The organism is Saccharomonospora glauca K62 (assembly GCF_000243395.2).
Lineage (GTDB): Bacteria > Actinomycetota > Actinomycetes > Mycobacteriales > Pseudonocardiaceae > Saccharomonospora > Saccharomonospora glauca.
The window spans coordinates 816,497-836,997 of the sequence record NZ_CM001484.1 but is presented as its reverse complement, the minus strand read 5'-3'; the positions used below and the strand labels follow the sequence as shown (position 1 = coordinate 836,997).

General features: G+C 69.8%; 23 protein-coding genes and 1 tRNA gene. 10 read left to right on the top strand and 14 right to left on the bottom strand.

The genetic code is table 11. From position 1 onward, the window contains the following. The first annotated feature begins 10 nt into the window (after positions 1 to 10). The 4 genes from hypD to hypB are packed head-to-tail and all read left to right on the top strand — an operon-like array spanning position 11 to position 3,270. Positions 11 to 1,138 (top strand): hydrogenase formation protein HypD, encoded by a 1,128-nt coding sequence (hypD, locus tag SACGLDRAFT_RS04055; protein ID WP_005461968.1) that lies wholly within the window; start codon positions 11 to 13, stop codon positions 1,136 to 1,138. Continuing rightward, positions 1,135 to 2,202, top strand: a complete 1,068-nt coding sequence (hypE, locus tag SACGLDRAFT_RS04050; protein WP_005461967.1) for a hydrogenase expression/formation protein HypE — start codon at positions 1,135 to 1,137, stop codon at positions 2,200 to 2,202. Before hypD ends, hypE begins: the two co-directional genes overlap by 4 nt. A 2-nt stretch (positions 2,203 to 2,204) precedes the next feature. Further along, positions 2,205 to 2,558 carry a hydrogenase maturation nickel metallochaperone HypA/HybF gene (locus SACGLDRAFT_RS04045; protein WP_005461966.1) on the top strand — a complete coding sequence of 118 codons (354 nt, stop codon included), beginning with the start codon at positions 2,205 to 2,207 and terminating at the stop codon, positions 2,556 to 2,558. Further along, positions 2,536 to 3,270, top strand: coding sequence for a hydrogenase nickel incorporation protein HypB (hypB, locus tag SACGLDRAFT_RS04040; RefSeq protein ID WP_005461965.1), 735 nt, complete (start codon positions 2,536 to 2,538; stop codon positions 3,268 to 3,270). The genes SACGLDRAFT_RS04045 and hypB overlap by 23 nt, the downstream gene beginning before the upstream one ends. A gap of 52 nt (positions 3,271 to 3,322) precedes the next feature. Here the strand turns inward: hypB and hypF are convergent, their stop codons facing one another. The 4 genes from hypF to SACGLDRAFT_RS04020 all read right to left on the bottom strand — a co-directional run bounded on the left by hypF (position 3,323) and on the right by SACGLDRAFT_RS04020 (position 8,996). Next, positions 3,323 to 5,590, bottom strand: coding sequence for a carbamoyltransferase HypF (gene hypF / locus SACGLDRAFT_RS04035; protein ID WP_005461964.1), 2,268 nt, complete (start codon positions 5,588 to 5,590; stop codon positions 3,323 to 3,325). A 141-nt stretch (positions 5,591 to 5,731) separates the two neighbouring features. Next, entirely contained in the window at positions 5,732 to 6,358 is a 627-nt protein-coding gene (locus SACGLDRAFT_RS04030; protein ID WP_005461963.1) for a GNAT family N-acetyltransferase, read from the bottom strand. Between the two features lie 39 nt (positions 6,359 to 6,397). Beyond that, positions 6,398 to 8,278 carry an FtsX-like permease family protein gene (locus tag SACGLDRAFT_RS04025; protein ID WP_005461961.1) on the bottom strand — a complete coding sequence of 627 codons (1,881 nt, stop codon included), beginning with the start codon at positions 8,276 to 8,278 and terminating at the stop codon, positions 6,398 to 6,400. A 1-nt stretch (position 8,279) separates the two neighbouring features. Next, on the bottom strand, positions 8,280 to 8,996 hold the full coding sequence (locus SACGLDRAFT_RS04020) for an ABC transporter ATP-binding protein (RefSeq protein WP_005461959.1): 717 nt from the start codon (positions 8,994 to 8,996) through the stop codon (positions 8,280 to 8,282). 154 nt (positions 8,997 to 9,150) lie between these two features. Here SACGLDRAFT_RS04020 and SACGLDRAFT_RS04015 point away from each other — a divergent pair, with 154 nt between their 5' ends. The 3 genes from SACGLDRAFT_RS04015 to SACGLDRAFT_RS04010 are packed head-to-tail and all read left to right on the top strand — an operon-like array spanning position 9,151 to position 11,068. Then, positions 9,151 to 10,095, top strand: a complete 945-nt coding sequence (locus SACGLDRAFT_RS04015) for a sensor histidine kinase (protein ID WP_085978101.1) — start codon at positions 9,151 to 9,153, stop codon at positions 10,093 to 10,095. Further along, the gene (locus SACGLDRAFT_RS21470) at positions 10,092 to 10,415 is read left to right on the top strand and encodes a sensor histidine kinase (RefSeq protein WP_157608755.1); all 324 of its coding nucleotides are present in this window, start codon (positions 10,092 to 10,094) and stop codon (positions 10,413 to 10,415) included. The genes SACGLDRAFT_RS04015 and SACGLDRAFT_RS21470 overlap by 4 nt, the downstream gene beginning before the upstream one ends. Further along, positions 10,391 to 11,068, top strand: coding sequence for a response regulator (locus SACGLDRAFT_RS04010; RefSeq protein WP_005461957.1), 678 nt, complete (start codon positions 10,391 to 10,393; stop codon positions 11,066 to 11,068). The genes SACGLDRAFT_RS21470 and SACGLDRAFT_RS04010 overlap by 25 nt, the downstream gene beginning before the upstream one ends. Positions 11,069 to 11,177: 109 nt before the next feature. On the opposite strand, the gene SACGLDRAFT_RS04005 is transcribed toward SACGLDRAFT_RS04010, so the two are convergent. Continuing rightward, complete coding sequence (locus SACGLDRAFT_RS04005; RefSeq protein WP_005461951.1) at positions 11,178 to 11,792, bottom strand: TetR/AcrR family transcriptional regulator; 615 nt, start codon at positions 11,790 to 11,792, stop codon at positions 11,178 to 11,180. A gap of 129 nt (positions 11,793 to 11,921) precedes the next feature. Between SACGLDRAFT_RS04005 and SACGLDRAFT_RS04000 the strand changes: the two genes are divergently transcribed. Further along, the gene (locus SACGLDRAFT_RS04000; RefSeq protein ID WP_005461949.1) at positions 11,922 to 12,131 is read left to right on the top strand and encodes a hypothetical protein; all 210 of its coding nucleotides are present in this window, start codon (positions 11,922 to 11,924) and stop codon (positions 12,129 to 12,131) included. Positions 12,132 to 12,408: 277 nt separating this feature from the next. Here the strand turns inward: SACGLDRAFT_RS04000 and SACGLDRAFT_RS03995 are convergent. The 7 genes from SACGLDRAFT_RS03995 to SACGLDRAFT_RS03965 all read right to left on the bottom strand — a co-directional run bounded on the left by SACGLDRAFT_RS03995 (position 12,409) and on the right by SACGLDRAFT_RS03965 (position 16,479). Next, a tRNA-Ala gene (locus tag SACGLDRAFT_RS03995) sits at positions 12,409 to 12,481 on the bottom strand. Positions 12,482 to 12,541: 60 nt separating this feature from the next. Next, positions 12,542 to 13,093 (bottom strand): hypothetical protein, encoded by a 552-nt coding sequence (locus tag SACGLDRAFT_RS03990; protein WP_040919569.1) that lies wholly within the window; start codon positions 13,091 to 13,093, stop codon positions 12,542 to 12,544. Further along, a complete protein-coding gene (locus SACGLDRAFT_RS03985; RefSeq protein ID WP_005461945.1) occupies positions 13,090 to 13,491 on the bottom strand; it encodes a YbaB/EbfC family nucleoid-associated protein in 402 nt (133 codons plus the stop codon). Before SACGLDRAFT_RS03985 ends, SACGLDRAFT_RS03990 begins: the two co-directional genes overlap by 4 nt. A gap of 61 nt (positions 13,492 to 13,552) precedes the next feature. Next, positions 13,553 to 14,668: a C40 family peptidase gene (locus SACGLDRAFT_RS03980; protein ID WP_005461943.1), complete on the bottom strand. Its 1,116-nt coding sequence runs from the start codon at positions 14,666 to 14,668 to the stop codon at positions 13,553 to 13,555. Next, positions 14,665 to 15,006, bottom strand: coding sequence for a hypothetical protein (locus SACGLDRAFT_RS03975; RefSeq protein WP_005461941.1), 342 nt, complete (start codon positions 15,004 to 15,006; stop codon positions 14,665 to 14,667). Before SACGLDRAFT_RS03975 ends, SACGLDRAFT_RS03980 begins: the two co-directional genes overlap by 4 nt. Positions 15,007 to 15,116: 110 nt before the next feature. Further along, positions 15,117 to 15,932 carry a DsbA family protein gene (locus SACGLDRAFT_RS03970; RefSeq protein WP_005461940.1) on the bottom strand — a complete coding sequence of 272 codons (816 nt, stop codon included), beginning with the start codon at positions 15,930 to 15,932 and terminating at the stop codon, positions 15,117 to 15,119. Continuing rightward, positions 15,871 to 16,479, bottom strand: a complete 609-nt coding sequence (locus SACGLDRAFT_RS03965) for a MauE/DoxX family redox-associated membrane protein (RefSeq protein WP_005461938.1) — start codon at positions 16,477 to 16,479, stop codon at positions 15,871 to 15,873. Before SACGLDRAFT_RS03965 ends, SACGLDRAFT_RS03970 begins: the two co-directional genes overlap by 62 nt. A 50-nt stretch (positions 16,480 to 16,529) precedes the next feature. Here SACGLDRAFT_RS03965 and SACGLDRAFT_RS03960 point away from each other — a divergent pair, with 50 nt between their 5' ends. Both SACGLDRAFT_RS03960 and hrpB read left to right on the top strand, forming a co-directional pair. Further along, positions 16,530 to 17,357: a glutamate ABC transporter substrate-binding protein gene (locus SACGLDRAFT_RS03960; protein WP_005461936.1), complete on the top strand. Its 828-nt coding sequence runs from the start codon at positions 16,530 to 16,532 to the stop codon at positions 17,355 to 17,357. Then, on the top strand, positions 17,354 to 19,795 hold the full coding sequence (hrpB, locus tag SACGLDRAFT_RS03955; protein WP_005461933.1) for an ATP-dependent helicase HrpB: 2,442 nt from the start codon (positions 17,354 to 17,356) through the stop codon (positions 19,793 to 19,795). Before SACGLDRAFT_RS03960 ends, hrpB begins: the two co-directional genes overlap by 4 nt. Before the next feature lie 37 nt (positions 19,796 to 19,832). Here the strand turns inward: hrpB and SACGLDRAFT_RS03950 are convergent, their stop codons facing one another. Further along, on the bottom strand, positions 19,833 to 20,240 hold the full coding sequence (locus SACGLDRAFT_RS03950; protein ID WP_005461931.1) for a DUF2267 domain-containing protein: 408 nt from the start codon (positions 20,238 to 20,240) through the stop codon (positions 19,833 to 19,835). A gap of 5 nt (positions 20,241 to 20,245) precedes the next feature. After that, a complete protein-coding gene (locus SACGLDRAFT_RS03945; protein WP_005461929.1) occupies positions 20,246 to 20,470 on the bottom strand; it encodes a hypothetical protein in 225 nt (74 codons plus the stop codon). Positions 20,471 to 20,501 lie beyond the last annotated feature (31 nt).

Here is a 20,501-nt window from a genome sequence, read left to right as displayed (position 1 = left end):
GGCGGCGACGATGCGCTTTGTCGACGAGTACCGCGACTCGGACACGGCGAAGGCCCTGGCGGCCCGCATAGCGGAGTTGTGCGAGCCGGGCCGGGAGTACAAGTTCATGGAGGTGTGCGGCGGTCACACCCACACCATCTACAAGCACGGCATCGCCGACTACCTGCCGGAGCAGATCTCGCTCGTGCACGGCCCCGGCTGCCCGGTGTGCGTGATCCCGATGGGCCGGATCGACGACGCCATCCACATCGCGAGCCTTCCCGACGTCATCATGACCTCGTTCGGGGACATGATGCGGGTGCCGGGATCGAACGGCACGTTCTTCGACTCCAACTCCGAGGGCACCGACATCCGGATGGTGTACTCGCCACTGGACTCACTCCGCATTGCCAAGCAAAACCCCGACAAGCAGGTGGTGTTCATGGCGATCGGGTTCGAGACCACCGCGCCGTCCACCGCCATGACGTTGTTGCGGGCCGAGCGGGAGGGCATCGAGAACTTCTCGGTGTTCTGCAACCACGTCACGATCATCCCCGGCATCAAGGCGATCCTCGACTCCCCCGACCTGCGGCTCGACGGTTTCCTCGGTCCCGGACACGTGTCGACCGTGATCGGATGTCGCCCGTACGAGTTCATCCCCCGCGACTACGGCAAACCGATCGTGGTGGCGGGATTCGAGCCGCTCGACATCCTCCAGTCGGTGTACCTGCTGCTGCGGCAATTGAAGGAGGGCCGCCGCGAGGTCGAGAACCAGTACGCCCGCGTGGTGCCCTGGCAGGGCAACTCCGTGGCGCTCGACGCCGTCGCCCGCACGATGCGACTGCGCCCCTACTTCGAGTGGCGCGGACTCGGCTTCATCTCCCACTCCGCGTTGCGGTTGCGGGAGGAGTACGCGGCCTTCGACGCGGAACAACGGTTCTCGCTGCCGGGCGTCCGCGTGGCCGACCCGAAGTCGTGCCAGTGCGGCGAGGTACTCAAAGGCGTGCTGAAGCCCTGGGAGTGCAAGGTATTCGGCACCGCGTGCACGCCGGAGACGCCCATCGGCACCTGCATGGTCTCCCCGGAGGGCGCGTGCGCCGCCTACTACAACTTCGGCCGGTTCACCCGGCAACGCGTCAAGGAGGTGAGCACGGCGTGAGGACCGAGGACGAGGTGCTGGAACGCATCGAGCGCGCCCGGCGCCGCAAACCGCGTGTCAGGGAGGAGCGCATCACGGCGGCCCACGGCGCGGGTGGCAAGGCGACGCACACGCTCGTGGAGGCGGTCTTCGTCGACGCGTTCCGCAACGCGCTGCTCGAACCGCTCGGCGACGCCGCCGATCTGGTGCTCGGCGGCACCCGGCTGGCCATGACCACCGACTCGTACGTCGTGTCACCGCTGTTCTTCCCCGGCGGCAACATCGGGGATCTCGCCGTCAACGGCACCGTCAACGACCTGGCCGTGGCCGGGGCGCAGCCGGCCTACCTGTCGTGCGGGTTCATCCTGGAGGAAGGCTTCCCCGTCGCCGACCTGCGGCGCATCGTGGCCTCGATGCGGGAATGCGCCGACGCCGTGGGAGTCACGCTCGTGACCGGCGACACGAAAGTGGTCGGCAAGGGCAGCGGCGACGGCTGTTACATCAACACCACCGGTGTGGGGCTGCTGCCGCCGGACCGCGCCCTGGGCGTCCATACCGTCCGCCCCGGAGACGTCGTCCTGGTGTCGGGCCCCGTTGGGGAGCACGGGGTCACCGTGATGCTGGCCCGAGGGGAGTTGGAGATCGAGGCCGACCTCGTCTCCGACACCGCGCCGCTGGCGGACCTGTGCGCGCGGCTGCTGACCGTTCCCGGTGTGCGCGCCATGCGGGACGCGACACGGGGCGGGGTCGCGACGGTGTTGAACGAGATCGCCCGCGCCGCCGAGGTCTCCGTGGTGGTGGACGAAAGCGCCGTACCCGTGCGTGACGAGGTACGGGGCGCCTGCGAGCTGCTGGGCATCGACCCGCTCTACGTGGCGTGCGAGGGCCGGTTCGTCGCGGTGGTCGACGGCGCGTACGCCGACGAGGCGGTGGCGGCGTTGCGGGAACACCCGCAGGGCGCCGAGGCCACCGTGATCGGCAAGGTCGGCCCCGACCCGGCGGGCACGGTGCTGCTCAACACGGCCTTCGGGGGCACGCGCATCGCCGACCTCCTCGTCGGCGACCCACTGCCCCGCATCTGCTGACCATGCACGAGCTGTCGATCGCCCAGAGCGTCGTGGACGCGGTCGTCGAACACACCGGTGGCGCGCGGGTGCTGTCGGTGCGGCTGGAGATCGGCGCCCTGTCCGGGGTCGAGGCGGACGCGATGCGCTTCTGCTTCGACGCGGTCACACGGGGCACTCCCGTGGAGGGCGCCGAGCTGGTGGTCGAGACCGTACCGGGTCTGGGCCGGTGCACACTCTGCGGCACGGACGTGCCGCTGTCGTCGTTCCTCGACACCTGCCCGTGCGGGTCGGTGGACGTGGACGTCAGATCGGGACAACAACTTCGGATTCGCGACGTGGAGGTGGCACGCGATGTGCGGGACATGCGGGTGTGACGAGACCCCGGCGACGGGGGCGAGCGACACCGTGGCGATCGAGCGGGACGTGCTGGCCAAAAACGACGAGCTCGCCGAGGACAACCGCGCCTGGCTCGCCTCACGCGGCTGCTTCGCCGTCAACCTGATGAGCGCGCCGGGCTCCGGCAAGACGACCCTGCTGGAGACCACGGTGCGCGAACTCACCTCCGACGTGTTCGTCGGCGCGCTGGAGGGCGATCAGGCCGGTTCGCTCGACGCCGACCGGCTCCGGGACGTCGGCTGCCGGGTCGTGCAGATCAACACGGGGGCGGGCTGCCACCTCGACGCCGACATGGTGTCCCGCGCGCTGCGGGAACTGGACCCGCCACACGGATCGCTCGTGGTGGTGGAGAACGTGGGCAACCTGGTGTGTCCCGCGCTGTTCGATCTCGGCGAGCGACGCCGGGTGGTGCTCGCGTCCACCACCGAGGGCGAGGACAAGCCGCTCAAGTATCCGCACATGTTCCGGGCAGCCGACCTCGTGGTGCTGACCAAAGCCGACCTCGTTCCGTACCTGACGTTCGAGGTGAACCACTTCGCCCGCCACCTGCGTCGGGTGAATCCCTCGGCGGAGCTCCTGGTGACCTCGGCGGTGTCGGGCGAGGGACTGGATCGGTGGTTCTCGTGGCTGCGCTCCGAACTCGGCGTGCCGTCCGTGCCGTCGGCCGCCGTGCCGTCGGCCACCTCGTGAGCGTGGGCGGACTCACGACGTCGGGGTGAGGCGGGGAGCGGGGGCGCGGAGCCTAGCTCCTCGCCCGGTCCCGCGCCCCCGCCACCACGGCCTGGCCGAAGCTGATCCCCCCGTCGTTGCAGGGAACGCGGGAGTGGGTGAGCACGGTGAACCCCGCCGCCTCCAGGACGTCGACGGTGCGATCGAGCAGCAGCCGGTTGGCGAACACCCCGCCGGAGAGCGCGACGAGGCGCACCCCGGTGCGGTCGGCGATCTCGGAGCACGTGCGTTCGATCGCGCGAGCCAGACCGGTGTGGAAGCGGCTCGCCACGAGCCCGGCGTCGGTGCCGCGACGCAGGTCGTCCACGACGGCGTGCACGAGTCCGGGCCCGTCGACGACGAGCGCGGAGCCGTCGTCGACGACGTCTGCGGGATAGCCGTCGGTGTGATGTCTTTCGGCTCGCTGTTCCAGCTCGATCGCCGCCTGCCCCTCGTAGGTGACGACGTCGCGCACGCCGAGGATCGCCGCGACGGCGTCGAACAGCCGTCCCGCGCTGGACGTGACCGGCGTGGCGACCTTCGAGTCGAGCAGACGTCGCACCCGCTCCCAGTCCGACCCCTGACGGCGCGCCACGGCGAGCTCGTCCGCGTCGGCGACGGAGCGCAGGTACGCCGCGGCCATCCGCCACGGCTGCCGGACCGCCGCCTCACCACCGGGCATCGGCACGGTCGCGAGGTGCCCGACCCGGTCGAACCCCGCGCAGGTGGCGAGGAGGAACTCACCGCCCCACACGGTGCCGTCGAGCCCGTAACCGGTGCCGTCGAACGCCACCCCGATCGCCGGACCGTCCGTGCCGCCCTCGGCGAGGCACGCCGCCACGTGAGCGTGATGGTGCTGCACCCCGACCAGCTCCAGGTCGGTGTCCTCCGCGTACCGCGTGGAGGCGTAGTCGGGGTGCAGGTCGTGCGCCACCACGGCGGGTTCGATGCCGAACAGCCGGGACAGGTGCTCGATCGTCTCCGTGAACGTCCGCAGGGTCTCGGGGTTCTTCAGGTCCCCGATGTGCTGCGAGAGCACCGCCCGGCGTCCCGAGGCGAGACACACCGTGTTCTTCAACTCCGCCCCGCAGGCCAACACCGGGCGCGGGAACTCGTGGGCGCACGTGACGGGCTCCGGCGCGTACCCACGGGAACGCCGCACGGGAACGACCTTGTCGCGCCAGACGCTCACCACGGAGTCGTCGGCGCGTACCTGGATGGGACGGTCGTGGACGAGGAAGGCGTCCGCGATGCCCGACAGCCGGCTCAGCGCGTCGTCGTCGGCGAACGTGATGGGTTCGTCGGAGACGTTCCCGCTGGTGAGTACGAGCGGCGTGCCGAACTCCCGCGTCAGGAGGTGGTGCAGCGGGGTGTAGGGCAGCATGACGCCGAGCCTGCGCTCACCGGGCGCCACCGCGTCGGACACGGCCCCGTCGTCGCGGCGGTCGAGCAGCACGATCGGACGACGCCGGCCGGTCAGCACCCGTTCCGCGGTCTCGTCCACATGACACAGTCGGCGGACCTCGTCGAGGGTCGGCACCATGACGGCGAAGGGTTTGTCCTCACGCCGCTTGCGGGCTCGCAGCACCGCCGCGGCGCGGGAATGCCCGGCGTCGACGGCGAGGTGGTAGCCGCCGAGTCCCTTGACCGCCACGATCATCCCGGCCCGCAGCAACTCGGCGGCCCGCGCTATCGGGTCCTGTCCCAGCGGTCTTCCCCGGCCGTCGACGATCCGCAACCGTGGCCCGCAGTCGGGGCAGCACACCGGTTGCGCGTGGAACCGCCGGTCGGTGGGATCGTGGTACTCCCGAGCGCAGGCCTCGCACATCGGGAAACCGGCCATCGTCGTGTTGGGGCGGTCGTAGGGGACGTCACGCACGATGGTGTACCGCGGTCCGCAGTCGGTGCAGTTGACGAACGGGTAGCGGTAGCGCCGGTCGCGAGGATCGAACAACTCGGCCAGGCAGGCCTCGCACGTGGCGGAGTCGGCGGAGATCAGTGTCCGGCGTGGCCCCGAGGCGTCGCTGTCGAGGATGCGGAAACCCGGCTCGTCGCGCGGGGACAGGTCGACGACGGAAACGCCTTCCACGGCCGCCAACGGCGGGGCGTCCGTCCGAAGTGCCTTGAGGAATCCGGCCACCGCCTCGCGGGGGCCCTCGGCCTCGATCACGACCCCGGCGGCGTCGTTGGAGACGTGTCCACTCACCCCGAGTCGTTCGGCCAGTCCGTGGACGAACGGCCGGAACCCCACGCCCTGCACCACGCCCTCGACGCGAACCCCGACACGCCTGATCGGGTTCACGTCCTCCTCACGGGGACTCACGACGACGGCGGCATTGCCGCCCCGGTCGACGTTACAGGTAACACCCTCCCCCCTACCCCGAGCTTCGCCGGTCGAAACCGGGCTTTCCCCCGGTGGGACGTTGCCGGGCCGGGGAAAATATCAGCGTCGACCGGGAGCGGAGGCCGGCGGCGCGGTCGTCGCGTGCCACTCCCGACGCAGGACCGCGTAGACGCTGGTGTCCTCCCAGTGCCCCTTGACCCACAGGTCGGCGCGGTGCAAGGCCTCGTGCCGCATTCCCAACCGCTCGCACAGTCGCGCCGACGCCGCGTTGTCCGGATGCAGCCGCGCGACGGCGCGGTGGGCGTTCAGCGTTCCGAACGCGTACCCGAGCAGGGCACGGGCGGCCTCGGTGGCATAGCCCCGACCGGCCACCTCCGGTGAGAAGACCCATCCGATTTCCACGGTGGCGGTCTCGACCGAGGTGATGTCGAGCATGACATCCCCTACCACGACGGCGTCGGCGTCCCGGACCACCGCCAGCCGGACGAAGTCACCCGGCTGCTCCAACGTCGACCGCTTCCGGCACTCGACCAGCCTGGCCTCCACCTCCTCCCGCGACAGCGGCTCGTGCAGCAGGTACCGGCACACCTCCTCCAGGCCGAGATAGGCGTGCATCGCGTCGAGGTCGGAGACAGCCACGGGCCGCAAGGTCAGCCGTTCGGTTCGCAAGGTCGGCAACGATCGCTGGGGCCGCAGCTCCGGCGCGGGGTGGTGCGAGGCGTCCATGAGGCGATCCTCCTCCGACCACCGGGGTCGGGAAACCGATTACCCCCGCGACCGACCCACTCGCCCGCCCTCGGATCGAGGCATGGCCGCACGAGAAGCCGCGATCACCATTACGACACACGCCCCGGACAGGACGAGAACCTCGAAGATCGGCAGGACGAACGGGGTGTCCGGGACACTCGCGCGCAACGCGAACCAGACCGCGAGCGACGTGGCGAGCGCGATCAGCCCACCCACCAGCGCGCCCGCCGCGCCGAGGGCGATCGACTCACTGCGCACCAATTCCCGCACTTGGTCGACCCGAGCTCCAACGAGCCGCAACGACGTGAACTCCCGGCTCCGGGAGCGGAAGGTCATCGCCGTGGTGTTCGCGATGGCGAGCAGGGTGTAGACCAGGGCGAACCCGCTGAGCAGCCAGACTCCCGACCGCATGCCGCCGTTCCGCTCTCCGACCAGCGGTTCCAGCCACTCCTCGGTGGACGTCACCGACGCATCGGGCCACCGCTGTCCCACCGCGGCCCACACCCGGTCGCTCTCCTCGATCGCCGACACGTGCACGGAGGAGGTCTCCGCCGCGACGAAGTCGTTCGGCAACAGCATCGACTGGATCAACGCGCTGTCCCGGTAGAGTCCGACGACCCGAACCCGTTGCTCCGAGCCGTCCGGCATTCGAACGGAGTACTCGCCGCCCAGTTCCCACCCCATGGACCACGCCAGGTTCCGACCGAGCGCCACCGACGGGCCGTGCAATCGATCCGGAGAGCCGTCGAACTCGTCCAACCGCAAGGCGGACAGCATGGTCTCGGGTTCCACCACGGTGGCCTCCACCGGTTGGTCCCAGGCCCCATCCGCGACCACGGCCCTGACCCTGGTGTGCCCGATCGTGGTCGCCTCCTCCACGCCGGGAACCCGCCGGATCTCGTCGGCGGTCGCCCCGCCGCCTTCGACCACGAGATCACTGACGTAGCTCTGCCGAAGGCTCGTCTCTCCCGCGGCGGCCATCACCAGCGACACCCCGAGCAACGAGCCGCAGATCCCGACGGCGAGCGTGATCGGAGCCGCCGTGGAAGTGGTACGGCGGGCCCCGGCCCGCAGGTTGGCCCTGGCGACCGTCCCGGTCGCGGAGCGGTCCCGCACGAACCACGAGCTGAGCCCGCCGATGAACAGCGGCGAGAACAGGACCGCCGCGACGACGAACGGCTGGGCCAAAAACACCGCGATCGGGATCTGCACGTCACCGGCCAGAACGGGCAGGACGGCGACCCCGGCGATCCCGAGCACCAGGAACACCGACCCCAGGACCCACCGTTTGCGGGTCATCACCCGCTCGTCGACGTCGGCTTCCCGAAGCGCGTCGGACGGGTTCGCAAGGCTCGCCCGCTTGGCGGCCGAGCCCGCTCCGAGCCAGGTGACGAGCACCCCGACGACAAAGGAGATCGGCACCGCGACATACCACGTCGGCCCCGAGAAGCTGAGCGTGAACCCGACCGGGGCGACCCCGACCAGCACCAGGAACCCGGCCAGCCCGAGACCGAGCGGTAAGCCCAGCAGACATCCGAGAACGGCGGCGAGCACTCCGACAAGCAGGGACTCCGTCCTGACGAGCCGCCGCACCTGCTTCGGCGTGGCGCCGACCATGCGCAGCAGAGCCAACTCCCGCGCTCGTGAGGCCACGGCGAAGGCGAACGTACTCGACACGATGAAGACGGAGAGGAAGGCGGCAAGTGCAGCCATGAAGCCGATCACGGAGGAAACCCCGTCGAGGGCCTCCCTGGCCTCGCCCGTCACCGGAGCCGAGGCGGCCGACGTCATGACCGCCACCGCCGCGGTCAGCATCGCCGTGCCGAGGACCGCGGCGACGAACGCCCCGACGAACGCGGAAGCACGATCACGCAAGGTCCGCACTGCCAGCACGAGCATGTCAGGCCTCTCGGAACTCCAAGCGCGCCATCCGCTCGGCGGCCAGTTCGGCGGTGGGTGTCTCCACCACGTCGACCAACCTCCCGTCCGCGAGGAAGAGCACGCGGTCGCCGAACGCGGCCGCCACCGGGTCGTGGGTCACCATCACGATGCCGCGTTCACGTTCGTCGGCCATCCAGCGCAGCAACCGCAGCACGTCGTCGGAGGACCCGGAGTCCAACGCACCCGTCGGCTCGTCGGCGAACACGATGTCGGGTTCGGTCACCAACGCACGAGCGATCGCCGCGCGTTGCCGCTGACCGCCCGACAGCTCGGAGGGTCTGCGATGACGGAGTTCCCGCAGGGACACCCACGACAGCACGGTGTCGAGCTCTTCCTTGCGCGGCTCGTCACCGGCGAGGTGGCGAGGCAACGCGATGTTCTGTTCCACCGTGAGCGCGGGCAGCAGGTTGTACTCCTGGAAGACGAATCCGATACGCCTGCGTCGTAACTCGGTGAGCTCCACCTCGGACAACCCGGTCAGGTCGGTGTCCCCGAATAGTACGGCCCCCGAGGTGGGGCGATCGAGGCCGGAAGCACAGCGCAGCAGGGTTGACTTGCCCGAACCCGACGGCCCCATCACGACGACGAAGGAGCCGCGGGCCACGTCGAAACTGACGTCGGTCAGCGCCCGCACGGGGTTCGCCCGTTCGCCGTAGGCGCGACACAGCGACAGCACCCGCAACACGTGGTCCGCTATGAAGGAAGCGAATCACGCCTTCCGGGGCCACACAGTCGTCTCCGGAGGAGTTCTCGGGGTATAGCGAGCTCTACCGTCGCCGGTCGCGCTGGCGCGACGGAAGTCGCCGTCCCTACCATCCACGGGGTGAGCGTTGCGGAGATCGGCTGGGAAACGCTGTCCTCTCCCCCCGCGGAAACTGTTGTTCTCCCGAGCGCCTTGGACTTCCCTCCGTTACCTCCTCGTCGGCAGCGCCGTTGGTCTCTCCTGGTTGCCGGTGGTGCTCCTCGGGCTCTTCGTGACGGTGCTCCTGCTTCCGGTGGTCATCGGAGTCTGGCCGCTCATGGCCCTCGTCACGCTCGGTCCGGTGTTCGCCGCACGCGATCGCGCCCGATCGGGATTGGAAAGTCGCCCGCGGCGACCGTGGACGTGGTCCCGACCGTGGCCGACGCTTCGGAAACGGGAAACCTGGCGCGAGTTCGGGTACCTGTTGTTGGTCGTCTTCCTGGTGTGGCCCGTGGAAGCGATCGTGTCCCTGGGGCTGCTGCTGACCGTCGGCACGCTGATCTCCACACCGGTCCTCGTGCTGATCTTCGGTGATCAGCTGGTCGTCGGCGGTCCGCCCCTGCGGTCCTTGCCTTTCTGGCCGCTGCTGCCCGTGGCCGGTGTGCTGTTGCTCGTCCCCGTCTCCTACCTCTGGGTCGCCGCCGCGGCGGCCCGCAGGGCTCTCGTGCGCTCGGTGTCCACGTCGACCCGCGCCCAACTGGGCGCCCGACTCGTCGAACTCAGTCGGTCACGCGCCCGGCTGCTCGACGCGTTCGAGGTGGAACGCAAACGCATCGAACGGGATCTCCACGACGGCGCCCAGCAACGCCTCGTGGCGCTGTCGATGACCTTGGGACTCGCCCAGGTGGAGTTGGAGGACAACCGGGATCTCGAGGCCGCGAGCAGGCTGGTGGCCGACGCGCAACGGGACGCCAAGCAAGCCCTCACCGAACTGCGCGAACTCGTCCGAGGCATTCATCCGCAGGTCCTCACCGAGGGGGCATCGGCGCCGCACTCGACGAACTCGCCGCCCGCTGTCCCCTCACCGTGGTGACGAACGTCGTGCTGCCCGAACGTCCTTCTCCCCTCATCGAGTCCACTGTGTACTTCACGGTGAGTGAGGCGCTCAGCAACGCGGTCAAGCACAGCGGTGCCGACCGCGTGGACATCACCGGCTCCCGTGTCGGCGACACCCTGGTGGTCACGGTGAAGGACAACGGACACGGCGGAGCCGACCCGGCTCGCGGCACCGGGCTGCAGGGAATGGTGGACCGTGTCGCCGCGACGGGTGGCAAACTGCTGCTGGCCAGCCCGGCCGGCGGACCGACCGAACTGCGAATGGAGATTCCATGGACGGCGACCGCGTCCCGCTGACAGTGGTCATCGCGGAGGACTCAGCGCTGCTGCGTGACGGACTGGTCAATCTCCTGAGCCGGTACGGCCATACCGTGGCCGCGGCGGTGAACGACGCCGACAGCCTGCTGGCCGCGACCGCTGAGCACGACCCCGACATCGTGATCACCGACGTGCGAATGCCACCGGGACACACCGACGAGGGGCTTCGCGCGGCACTCGAACTCCGTGCGCGACGACCGGAGCTGCCCATCCTGGTGCTGAGCCAGATCGTGGAGAAGGTCTACGCCTCCGAACTCCTCGGCAGCAGTACCTCCTCCACCGGCTACCTGCTGAAGGACCGGGTGGGTGACGTCCGCGAGTTCGTGCGGACCATGGAGGACATCGCGGCGGGCGCAATCGTGATCGACCCGGAGGTCGTGCGCACGTTGCTGGCACGACACCGCACGGAGTCCCCCGTCTCCCGGCTGAGCAAGCGCGAGAAGGAGGTGCTCGCCCTCATGGCACAGGGCATGAGCAACCCGGCCATCGCGCGCAGTCTGTCGATCAGCCAGGCGGCCGTTGCCAAGCACATCGGCAACATCCTGGCCAAGCTCGATCTCCCCGAGGACGAGCAGGGACACCGCCGAGTCCTCGCCGTGCTGGCCTACCTGCAACACCACGAGGCCGAGTGAACATCGCCCGACTCGGGCGCCCGGCCGCTGGCGGTGGCCGCCCCGCTGCGCTTCGGGCCCGCCGGTTGCTCGACGCTCGGGGAACCGTGCGGGGTGACGGTGTCGATCGTCAGCGGCCGTCTTCACTCCCCAGCACCTTGTCGAGCTCCTCGTCGAGGACGTCCTGCGCCCGAGGCGCGGGCGTATGGCCGATGAGCACGAGGGTGCCGAGTCCTTCCGCGAGCGCGAGGAGCGCGAGCGCGGCACGAGCGGGGTCGAAACCCCGCGCGACCGCCTCGTCCCGACAAGCTCTGTCCAACTGGGAGGCGAGGAAGTCGAGCAGCTCGGCGTGTCCTTCCCGAAGCTGCCGCAGCATGGCGGCGTCCCCCATCGCGGCGGTGTCGAACAGGTGCGCCACCCGCAGGTGAGCCTGCCGGGAAGGCGTCGCCGGCACCAGGGAGTGCAGGATCGCCCGGACCACCACCCGGCCCGGCGCGTTCTTCCCGATCTCGGCGAGTTCGGCGGTGATGCGCTGCCGGGTGAGTTCCTGGACGTGCGCGTACGTGGCGCGAAGCAGATCGGTTCGATTCGAGAAGTAGTGCTGGACGCGCCCGAGGGAGACCCCAGCCTCGGCGGCCACCCGTCGGAACGTCAGTGCGTCGACCCCGCCCCGCTCGACCGCACGCAGCGCGGCCTCCACCAACTCACGCCGCCTCGCCTCATGCTCCGCCCCGACACCTCGCACCTCACCGACCCCCTGCCCTCGTCAAGTAAGTCCAAATCATACGTATTGCAATACTTCGTCGCCCCTGGCATAGTGTTCTCCACCTAGGCAATACATCTGTATTGCTTTGATGAGACTGGGGGACGGGACATGAGAAAGAAGTTCGGCCTTCTGGAACCCCTCGGCGTCCTGCTGGGAATCCAGGGCATCGGGGGAACGGTCAACAACATCCTGGGAGACGGTCCGAGCTGGTTTTTGCTGAACCACGTCGACGCCCTGGAGGGGTACCGCCTGCCGTTGCACGTCGTCATGGCGGTCCTCGGCGTACTACTCGTTCTGGGGCCGCAACTGCGGAAATGACGCGGCGACGAGCCGAGCCGCGGGAACGCGGCTCGGCCCCGACGGGGTTCACCCGTACCGGCACCCTCGACCGGCCGACGCCGACCACCAGCATCATTGGGGTCGCCGAGCGTCGATGACGACGAGCCGACCACGGCGCTCCGACCCGACTCCCGCCCACATCGCGGCCGAATGTGACGTGAGTCTCCGACCCGACGCGCCACCCGAGGGAGATCTCGACCCGACACAACGACGAGGCCCGAAACCGTGCTCTCGGTTTCGGGCCTCGTCCGTGACGTGGAGCTAAGGGGACTCGAACCCCTGACCCCCTCACTGCCAGTGAGGTGCGCTACCAGCTGCGCCATAGCCCCGTGTTCGTTTGTACCGATGACTATACAGGGCCTCGAAGCGCGCTTCGCAGGGGGGGTCCCCTATCGGTCCGACCGCAGCGTCGCCGGGTCGAAAGTGTCGAGGTCGTAGTCGTCCTCATCCTGCACGGCGGCTCCCCCGACGTCCCGTCGAACCCGCGTCGCACCTCCCGTACGCCGCTCGGTCTCCCGGAGGCGCTCCTCACGCCGTCGCTGGAACTCCTCCACCGTGATCCCCGTGTCGGCCTCCGGGTCACGGGCGGGCGCGGGCATGCCGGAGAGCTGCTCGATGAGGTACGTCATGTCCTCCCCCAGCCGCAACGCCACCATGTTGTAACTCGCCTGGATGGCCTCCCGCATCGCCACCTGCGCGACCTCGACCAGCAGGGAGCCGAGCCGCTCGGGCCCCCAGTTCACCGCCGAGGGCGCGAGCCACAGCCGCAGCAACTTGCCGCGCGCGTCCACCGTCAACTCCATCGTGTTGTCGACGTCGTGCGCGGTTCCCGTGGCCTGCGCCATGAGCGCGTCCACGGACGCCAACGCCTCCCGACGCGCGCGGGCCTGAGCGATGAGGTCCCTGGTGCTTGCGCCTCCAACCGGCACCTGCTCGATCACCGCGTCCGTCCCCTTCCGTCCCACACCGAGTAGTCGTCCTCCTCCTCGTCCTCGGGCAACGGCTCGTAGCCCAGCGACGCCAACGTGGCGTCACCGTCGGGACCGAGGACGGGGGACAGCACGCGATACATCCGATCGCCCGCTCGACGCGTGGCCGTGTGGGCCAAAGCCAGAATCTGCTGCGCGAGCGCGTCGGTACCCGACCGCAAGGCGGCATGGGTCAGCCGCACGTTCGTGAGCAGTCCTCCGGGCGCGACCTCGACCCGGATCGCACCGTCGCCCGACTCCGCGCTTGCGGTGACGGAACCCACACGGGCAAACTGATCGGCGGCCCGTTGTGAGGTCTGCCGCACCTGCTCGTCGATCCGATCCGCTTCCCGTTCCGCGTCGAACTCCATCACACCCCCACAAGCCTCGACGAACACCGCCACCCACTGTCACCCGACATCACGGGCAAACCTATCCGGTGGGCCGGTAGAAGCCGATGAACTGCTGCCCCGCGTTGGTGGTGCGGATGGGGTTGATGCTCACCGGGTCACCGGCCTCGATCATGAGGCCGTCGCCGATCACCATCGCGACGTGGCCCGACCACACCACGAGGTCACCGGGCAGCAGCTGGTCCTGCGACGGCACCTCCGCCCCCACCGTCTGCTGCTGCGCGAGCCGAGGGATCTCGAGCCCCGCTTCGCGGTACGACGTCATGGTGAGCCCGCTGCAGTCCAACCCCACACCGCGCTGCGTTCCGCCCCACACGTAGGGAACGCCGAGCTGCGACAGCGCCGCGCGCACGGCCTTGGCGGCCGTCTCGTTCGGCGCCTCGACCGTCTTCCCGTTCGGCAGGTTGATCTTCACGCCGGTACCCGGCTGCGGGGGAATCGCCACCGGGAGACGAGGCTTGGTCACGACACCGCCACCGCCGCCGTAACCGCCGCCTCCTCCCCCTCCGCCGCCACCACCGCCTCCGGTAGCGCCCTGCGAGTTGAACGACGACGCAACCTCGGTGCTCGCGCTGCTCGTGGTCGTCCCGCTGTCACGACCGAGCTTCCCCGCGATGTCGGTCAAGGTGGACAACGTGCGGTCGCTGACGTCGGCCGCCTGGCCGGTGAGTTCGGCGATCCGCTGCTGAAGCCTGATCATCAGCTCCCGCACGGCCGCCTGGCCGCCCGTCGGTATCGGCGGAGTCTGCTTCGCCGCCGCGACCGCCTTCATGGTCCTGCTGATCTCGCGGATGATCTCCTCGCGGATCCGATCGTTCTCGATCTGCCCCACCTTGAGGGCCTCCGCGGCCTCGACTACCGCGTTCTCGATCTCGATGCTCTCGTCGAGCAGCTGCTGGACCTCGTCCTCCAACGCCTGCGAGGTACCGACGGCGTTGTCCGTGGCGTTGCCCGACGACCGTTCCGCCAGCAACACGCGCTGGGCCGAGGCCGTGCTACGGACCTCGTCCAACGACGTCCGTAACGCCGTCTGCCCACTCACGGCGGAGTCGATGGCCGCGTCGTCGGTCCGCATGCGACGCGCGAACTGGTCGGGCAGGTCCAGTGCCGCTCTCGTGACTTCCGCGGTCTCCGTCATCCCAGCTCCTTGCCCAGCCGCTGGATGGTGCCCTGCTGCTCCGACTCGACGACCTCGTAGTTCGCGCTGGTACGGCGCGCGGCGTCGGCCATCTCCCGCCAGTTGCTCCCGAGCCTGCTCAACCGGTCCCGGACCCCGCGCATGCGCGCGGCGTACGCGCCGGAGAACCCGGATTCCGCACCCATGACGGAGAACCCGTCACCGCTCAGTTCGATGTGCGGCGAGACGTGCCGGTCGGCCGCCTTCCCGACATCGTCGCCAGTGGGGTCGATACTGCGGGCGTAGTGGTCGTAGGCGCCTTCCTCGACCCGGAAACCCGTGTGTGGTGTGCCGTCCACGTCACCCTCCTTCGCGTGAGTGCGACGCGAGCGGCACGAGCCCGGTTCCCGCCGCGTGCACTCCGAGTCGAACAGTAGAACACCCGGAGTGCACGAAGCGGGGAAAACGCTCAACTCGTCGAGGCCGCGACCACCTGGTCGAGCCACGCCGGGTCACTGTGGTCCACGATCTCGCCGTTCGCGACGACGGTCGGCGTCCCGAACCCGATCTGGCCGCCCCCGAAGTCCTGCTGCAGGCTGGGGTCCTCGCTGACCCGCTTCATCTCCTGGTTGAGCAGATCCTCGTACTTCCCGGTGCGCACCCCGGTGGCAAAGGCCTCGCCGGTGATGCCGAGGTCACGACCGAGCTGGATCAGCTGTTCCTTGTCGTACCCGCGCTTGCCCTCCTCGGGCTGGTGGGCGAACAGGCTGTCGTGGAACTCGACGAACTTGCCCTCGTCGGCCGCGAGCAACGCCGCGTTGGCGGCGTCCATGGAGTAACCGGGCGGGTCCGACTTCTTCACCAGCATCGGCAGCATGTGCTGACGGACGAGGAGCTGCCCCGAAGCGACCTTCTGCTTGATCTGCTCGCCGTACTCCTGCTCGAACATCCCGCACACCGGGCAGAGGAAGTCGGCGTACACGTCGATCGTCGCGGGAGCGTTCTCGTCACCGAGCAACACCACGGCGCCGTCCCTGCGCTCGGTGATGTCCGCCTGCGCCGACTCGGTGGGGATCAGCTGTCCCTCCGTGGCGTTCTTCGACGCGTTGCTCCACAGCAGTCCACCGACCACGACGGCGATCACGGCCACGACCACACCGACGATCACGGCGATCCGCTTGCCGTCACCGCTGCGCCGGGCCGCGGCGACGGCCTTCCCGCCGTCACTTCTGGCGGCCAACTGTTGTTGACGCCGTTTCCTCGCCGTCCGCTCCGCTCCGCCCACTGGGGTCCTTCCTCGCTTCCTCGTTCCGTTCGGTCACCTCGGCCGATCGCGGTGGCTCCTCCTCAATCGCCTCCCGCCCACGCCGCAGCCATCCGTCGATCGACCACGGTGTGCTCGGCCTCACCGACAACCACACGGCCAACGCCAGGAAACCGATGTCTCTGGCGATCTCCTGCGGGTAAGCCGTCTCACCCGGTGCCACCTCACCACCGCCGCCGAAGCAACCGCAGTCGATGGTCAGTCCTCGCGCCCACGACTGCGCCACCCCGGCGATGAACACCACGAGCAGCGCCGCCGACGCCACAGCCGTGAACCGGGTGGCCGCGCCGACCACCAGCAGTACCCCGAACACGACCTCCACCAGCGGCAACGCGGTGGCCACCACGCCCACCAGGTCTTCGGGGAGGACGTCGTACGCCTGCACCGCGAGGTACGTCTGGCCGGGATCAGCGACCTTGGCCACACCCGAGATCAGCCAGACCGCCGCCAGTCCGAGCCTGGCGAGCAGTCCGACACCTCGAAGCAGCCGTCCACGGGAGGAAAGCACAACGTCTAGGCTAGCCAGCGCACCTGTGAAAATCGTGAGGGGCAACGGCGATGCGACGGCTCAGAAGCCTGGTCAACGTGGCTGTAGCAGGGGTTCTACTCACGGCGTGCTCGGCTTCCACGGCCGAACCCGACTCGATTGTCGCCCGAGCGAGTGACACCGGATCGTTGATCGTCGGTACTCAGTTCGACCAGCCGGGATTGTCGGAACGGACGATGGACGGGCGGGTGGTGGGCTTCGACGCCGACGTCGCACGGTTCGTCGCCGCCGAACTCGGCGTCGCCGAGGAGGACATCGTGTGGCGAGAGGTCCTCCCCTCGAAACGCGAGGAAGCCCTGAACTCCGGCGCCGTCGACATGGTCGTGGCCGGTTACTCGATCACCGACGAACGCAGCCGCGAGGTGACGTTCGCGGGCCCCTACTTCCAGACGGGGCAGGACTTGCTCATCCGACGCACCACCACCTTCACCGGCCCCGACTCGCTCATCGGGCGCACGGTGTGCACCTCCAGGGGCACCACCTCCGCCGCCAACGTGAAACGGCGGCTCGGCAAGTTGGTGAAGCTCGCCGAGTACCCGCGCGTCTCCGAGTGCGTCACCGCGCTGATCGCCGGCCGGGTCGACGCCGTGACCACCGACGGCGCGATCCTCGCGGGCTACGTCGCGCAGAACCCCGAACTGGTCACGCTCGTCGGTGAGCAGTGGTCCACGGAGAACTACGGGATCGGGCTGCGCAAGGGCGACACCGACGGGCAGGCGGCCGTCAACGCCGCCCTCCGGAAGATGATCGACTCGGGCTCGTGGCGCGCGTCGCTGGAGCGACATCTCGCCCCATCCGGCGTCGAGGTGGCCACCCCGCCGGAGATCGAAGGCCCATGAGCAACCTCGACTCCGTGGTGCTGCCCGACCTGCCGGTGCGCGCCGTACTCGACGACGTGTGCGCCACCGTGGCCGACCGCGGCAGCGCCGTGCTCGTCGCCCCACCCGGCACCGGCAAGACCACGCTCGTCCCCCTGGCACTGGCCAGACACCTCCCGCGCAAAGTGGTCGTGGCCGAACCACGCCGACTCGCCGCCCGTGCCGCCGCCGCGCGCATGGCGCAGTTGCTCGGGGAACCCGTCGGCCACACCGTCGGGTACTCGGTGCGGGGCGACCGCAAGGTCTCTCCTCGGACCCGTGTGGAGGTGGTGACCTCCGGTCTCCTCGTGCGACGCCTCCAGAACGATCCCGAGCTGAGCGACACGTCGGTGGTGATGCTCGACGAGTGCCACGAACGCCATCTCGACGCCGATCTGCTGTTGGCGCTCCTGCTCGACGCTCGTGCGGGCCTGCGGGACGACCTGCGGCTGCTGGCGACCTCGGCCACCGTCGCGTCGGAACGCCTGGCCTCGCTCCTCGGTGCCGCGCCGGTCGTCACCGCGCGGGCCCGGACGCATCCCGTCGACATCGTGCACCGACCACCGGACCGCGGGGAGCGCATCGAGGCGTGCGTCGCCCGAACCGTCCACACGGCACTGGAGGAGAACGACGGCGACGTCCTCGTGTTCCTTCCGGGCGTCGCCGAGATCCACCGGGTGGAGTCCCTGCTCGGCGACCTCGACGCCGACGTCGTGGTGTTGCACGGACGACTCCCGGCGAAGCGACAGGACACGGTGCTCGCTCCGGGACCGCGGCGGCGGGTCGTGTTGTCGACGGCGGTGGCCGAGTCGAGTCTGACGGTGCCAGGGGTGCGCGTGGTGGTGGACTCCGGTCTGGCCCGAGTCCCACGGGTCGATCACCGCCGCGGTCTTCCGGGGCTGGCAACCGTGCGGGTGTCGCGGGCGGTCGCCGACCAACGCGCCGGCCGGGCCGGGCGTGAGGCCCGCGGAGTGGCGTATCGCTGCTGGCCGCGCTCGGAACACGCGAGCCTGCCCGCCTATCCGGAACCGGAGATCCGCACCGCCGAACTCTCCCGACTGGCACTCGAACTGGCGTGCTGGTCCACTCCGGACGGTTCCGGACTCACCTGGTGGGACCCACCTCCGGAGGGTGCGCTCGCGGCGGGCAGGGAACTGTTGGCCACGTTGGCCGCCGTGGACTCCGACGGCCGCCCCACCGCACGTGGCAGGCGCATGGCCTCCGTGGGGCTGCACCCACGCCTCGCCCGTGCGCTGCTCGACGGGGCCGAGGAGGTCGGCGCGCGAACGGCGGCCGAGGTGGTGGCCCTGCTCGACACCGGCTCCACGCGCACCGACCTCGACGCCGAGCTGACCCACCTGCGCAGGTCCGACGACGCGGCGGCGCGGCGCTGGCGTCGGGAGGTCGCCCGGCTCCGTGCCCTCGTGGCCGATCACGACGACCACCACACCCCCGACCCCGCGGCCGTGGTGGCCCTGGCCCACCCCGAACGACTCGCCCGGCGCCGACCGGGCAACTCCCCCGTGTACCTCCTGGCCGGAGGAACGGCGGTGGAGGTGCCGCCCGGAAGCGGCCTCGGCGACAGTGAGTGGCTGGCCGTCGCCGAGGCGACGCGGGAACCGGGACACGCGCACGGCGTGGTACGCCTCGCCGCGGTGGCCGACGAACGCCTGGCCACACGGGCGGGCGCGGCTCTGGTGACCGAGACCGACGAGATCGCGTGGACCGACGGCGACGTCGTCTCCCGCCGAGTGCGACGACTCGGCGCCATCACGCTGTCCGAGCGTGCCCTGTCGAATCCCGACCCGGCGGCCGTGCGGGCGGCGGTGGCGGAGGGCCTGCGCCGAGAGGGCCTGCGACTGCTCCCGTGGCCCGACGAGGCCACCCGGCTTCGGCAACGCCTCGACTTCCTGCACCGGCACCTCGGCGCTCCGTGGCCCGCCGTGACCGACGACGAACTCCTCGCTCGGCTGGACGACTGGCTCGGACCGGAACTCGACACCGTGCGGCGCCGCGCCGACCTCGCCACCGTCGACACGGCGGCGGCACTGCGCCGCCTGCTGCCGTGGCCGCAGGCCGCCCGGTTCGACGAACTCGCCCCGGAACGGCTGCGGGTGCCCACGGGCTCGCGGGTGAAAGTGGACTACTCCGGGACCGAACCCGTACTCGCGGTGAAGCTTCAGGAAACGTTCGGGTGGCGTGAGACCCCGACGCTCGCCGACGGGACCGTGCGCGTGGTCCTTCATCTGCTGTCACCCGCGGGTCGGCCCGCCGCCGTGACCTCCGACCTGGAGTCGTTCTGGCGCAACGGATACGCCGCCGTGCGCGCGGAACTCCGGGGCCGCTACCCGAAACACCCGTGGCCCGCCGATCCGCTGACCGCCGAACCCACGAAGGGCACCGCCCGCCGTCGCTCGTGAGAGCCTCCTCGGCGAACGCGCACGATGCCGAGGAGGGTCAGCGCATCTCTCCCTTGCTCCCGGAGTCCACGAGCGGGCGCAGCTCCTCCGGCAACGAGTCCCGGACCTTCCGCAACACACCACTGGTCGCCTCGCCCGTCACCTCCAGAACCACTCGGGACCCGTACACCGCGTTGGGCTCGGGAAGATGTCCACGTTCGGACACCCGACGCACGAACTCGTCGAGTCCGAACCGCTCCCCCGAACCGGCGCCGCCCATGGTGATGGTCCTGCGCAGGTTCTCACCGATCTCGGTGGGCAACTGGTCGGCGAGGTGCGTGGCGACCTGCTCCGGGATGCGCTCCCCGAGGGTTTCCAACGTCGCGCGGGTCAGCCCCTCCGCCTCACCACGGCTGGCCAACTGCGCTCGGGCCTGAACCTGACCGATGAAGTGATCGTGGTCCATGAGCGTCAACCTTTCCTCAGTCGAGCCGCCAGCAGCTGTTTGCCCTGCTCCCCGGCCTTCGTGTTGTTCTCCTGGATCTGGCGGAACCAGGCGGCGAGTTCGCTGTCGCCCTCCCGCTCGGCATCGGCGATGTAGGTCTCCATCTGCCAGGCGTATTCGAGCGAGGCCTGCAAGACGCTGATGAGGTTGTAATTCTTGTCCTTGACGGGACTCGGCGGTTGCGAGGTCATCCGTGGCTCCTCTCCTCCCTCCCGCAGACTT